The 3,010-nt window shown below is 54.8% G+C and carries 3 protein-coding genes; 1 reads left to right on the forward strand and 2 read right to left on the reverse strand.

Going from position 1 to position 3,010, the window contains the following annotated elements:
• On the reverse strand, positions 1-1,408 hold a 1,408-nt coding region (locus OXG87_09875), incomplete at its 3' end, for a sulfatase (GenBank protein MCY3869855.1).
• A 183-nt stretch (positions 1,409-1,591) separates the two neighbouring features.
• Between OXG87_09875 and OXG87_09880 the strand changes: the two genes are divergently transcribed.
• The gene (locus OXG87_09880; GenBank protein MCY3869856.1) at positions 1,592-2,578 is read left to right on the forward strand and encodes a hypothetical protein; all 987 of its coding nucleotides are present in this window, start codon (positions 1,592-1,594) and stop codon (positions 2,576-2,578) included.
• Between the two features lie 25 nt (positions 2,579-2,603).
• On the opposite strand, the gene OXG87_09885 is transcribed toward OXG87_09880, so the two are convergent.
• Positions 2,604-3,010: GNAT family N-acetyltransferase (locus OXG87_09885; protein ID MCY3869857.1), on the reverse strand; the 407-nt coding region annotated here is incomplete at its 5' end.

Here is a 3,010-nt window from a genome sequence, read left to right on the forward strand (position 1 = left end):
TCGCCTGATTGAGTTTTTGGAAGAAATGCACGTAACAATGCCTGACGTGCCGGACGCCATTTTTGAGCCAGTCGATGAAGATGGGGTCGGCATTGCGGTGTTCGAGTTCGGCGAGGCCCGATGCGTGAAGGTCTTGAACGCGACTGGGATTTTCAGAATCGATATTGTCCAGAGAGCCGTAGGGGGTGAGGATGCTGTCTTCGGGGTTGGGGTGCCACTCGAGATAGCCTACCTGGTCGAAGAGGGTAAAGTAGCCGCGTTGAAGATGTCGCATAGCTTTGCCGCGCGCCACGCCTGCCAGAGCGATTTCGCGGTTGCCCAGGCTGTTATTGCGTGCAGCATTGAGGATGTCGTAACTTTCGATATTGTCGGGAACAGGCGCGCCTGATAGGTTGGCGATGGTGGCGAAGAAATCTTGTGGTTGAAAGATGGCAGGACTGCGACCTGTGTCGCCTTCGGGTGTTTTGATGAAAAGTGGGATGTGGATTTCTTGTTCGCGAACGGGTGCGCCTTTGCCGAATCTGCCGCGTTCACCGACGTTGGTGCCGTGATCGCCTGCGACGATGATGGCGGTGTTTTTATCCAGGCCTGTGGCTTCAAGGGCTTCGAGAAAGCGGCCAAAGCAGTGGTCCATCCAGGTGACTTTGGCTGCGTAACTGGCTTTGATGCGTGCTCTGGCTTCATCGGGTAAGTTGGGATTGCTGCGGGCTTGCGTTCCTCCTTTAAATATGCGAGGATCGAGCCGACCGTCATAGTCAGGCGTTTTGTCGTATTTGAGCATGAATTCGGGGGGTACATCCCAGGGTTCGTGGGAGTCGAAGCAGTCGATCCAGAGGAAGAAATTTTCCCGGTTTTTATTGTCGCAGAGAAACTCGGCTGCGGTGTTGAAGAGTCTGGCGCAGTTCCAATCGTCTAAGTTTTCGCGACCTCTGTTGGTGCGGGCATATTGTATGGTTGGTATTGGGAGTTCGTCTTCGAGGATGTCAAAGAGCGGCTCTTTTGCCCAGTTGCTGGGCCATTTGGCTTCGTCATTCATCCAGGCGCAGTCAACTTCGGCACCGCGGATGAAGGTCCAGGTGTGAAAGGGATAATCGAAGGCGTGGCCTCCGTTGACGAGGTGGGGGGTGTCGTGCAGGAGTTGCGTTGCGTAGCCTGCTTCGCCGAGGACATACGGCAGTGCGTTGGTGTTGAAGGGCAGTGGTTTCCAAGCGTGAAAGGGGCTGCCGTATTTGCCGGTCATGACGTCGGTGCGATAGGGGATAGTGGGGAAGCTCGCTGCGAAGGCGCGGTCGAAACACCAGGATTGTGAGGCTAAGCGATCGAGGTTGGGTGTTTCGATCCAGTCATTGCCGTTGGCACCGATATAGTCGTAGCGCATAGTGTCGATGATTAAGAGAATGATGTTCATTGTAAATCTCCGAAGACGGATGGACGAATTAAGACCCTTGAGATCGCAATAAGCTATAGACCCATTTGTCCCGACACAATAGGAATACATACCGATCGGGCTGCCATTTCTTCATTGCTTTCTCTCGCGAATTTGTTCATATAAACAAGCCGTTATTATCTTTTTAAAACAGGAGGTTATCGGATGTCCAAGCCGCTTTATCAACTGGACTGGCAGCGTTGGGAGCAGCCGATTCTGTCGGGGATGACCACAAACCAGGACTGGTGCCGGGTGACGTTGTACAGCCCGACTGTTCTCCGTATGGACGATACGTACAAAATGTGGTACCTGGGCAACCGAACGGCCACGCGTACGAGCGATATGGATCTGGGGTATGCCGAGTCCCCAGATGGGCTGACCTGGACGCCACATCCGGACAATCCGATCCTCAGCGGCGGGTTGCCGTGGGGCCGTGCGTGGCAAACGCCGCACGTGATTTTCGACAGCGATGAGAATCTTTACAAGATGTGGTTCGTGATGGCTGACAGCCGTCCGGGTGAGGGGGATAGGGCGATCGTTCTGGGACAGAAGCTGGGGTATGCGACCAGTTCCGACGGTCTGGCATGGGAGGCCTATCCCGAGCCGATCTATCCGAGCGGGCGGGGGCCGTGCGTGTTGAAGGAGGGACCAAATGCCTACCGCATGTGGATGTGTTCATCCCCCAGTCCGGACGGAGAATTTGGAGATCTGGTAGGGAATATCTACCACTTCGAATCGACCGACGGCATCGCCTGTTCGCAGACGCGGGATCCCGAACCGATGATCCGGGGTACGGAAACGCGCCGGAGCGTGGTCTATCCGAGCGTTTTGCGGGATGAGCAGGGCTATACGATGTGGTACGGATGCCATGTGGAGGGGGGAATCTTTGAGATTTTCTGTTCAACGTCGGAGGACGGGCTGAATTGGACGCACCACCTGAAGGAGCCTTCGTTTCCCGCAACACGCGATCCAAACGATTTCGACGGACGATACACATCCACGCCATGCGTGCTGGACGATGGTGACCGCTACTTGATGTACTATTCCGCCCGAGACTGGGGAAACCTCTATCGGGCCGGAGACGGGACGATTAAGACCGACGGCGCGGGTATTTACCGCCACATCGGAGTGGCCGTATGTCCGAAGGAATAAACTGCTATATTCGAAGATAGCCAATCTAACTACTGAATAAGCTGTAGATCCATTTGTCCCGACGCAAGAGAAATACATACCGTTCGGGCAACATGCGGTTGGCAAATTCGCCTCTGCCCGGTCCGGGCGGTACGCGCTCAATCTCCTCGAAACTCAGTCGGTGGAGAAGCCGGACAGATCGTTTATTTGCTACAACGCATCTGGCTTCGATCTCTTCCAGGTCCAAATCTTCAAAACCCACCTGCAAGATGCTCCGGACAGCCTCTGACGCAAAGCCCTGACCCCAATAAACGGGCGACAACTCGTAGCCTATATCACCCCGTCGGCTCTCAATGCTTTCTGTGCGTATTCCGCAGTTACCGAGTAAGATCCCGTTTGAGCGGTCCGTGATGGCCAGCTGGAATTTGCATCTGGGATTTTCTTTGGACCATG

The sequence above is a fragment of the Gemmatimonadota bacterium genome (assembly GCA_026706845.1).
Taxonomy (GTDB): Bacteria; Latescibacterota; UBA2968; order UBA2968; family UBA2968; genus VXRD01.

Coding starts and splice junctions, on each gene's coding strand:
- OXG87_09880 (MCY3869856.1), top strand. CDS start 1,592: ATGTCCAAGCCGCTTTATCAACTGGACTGGCAGCGTTGGGAGCAGCCG.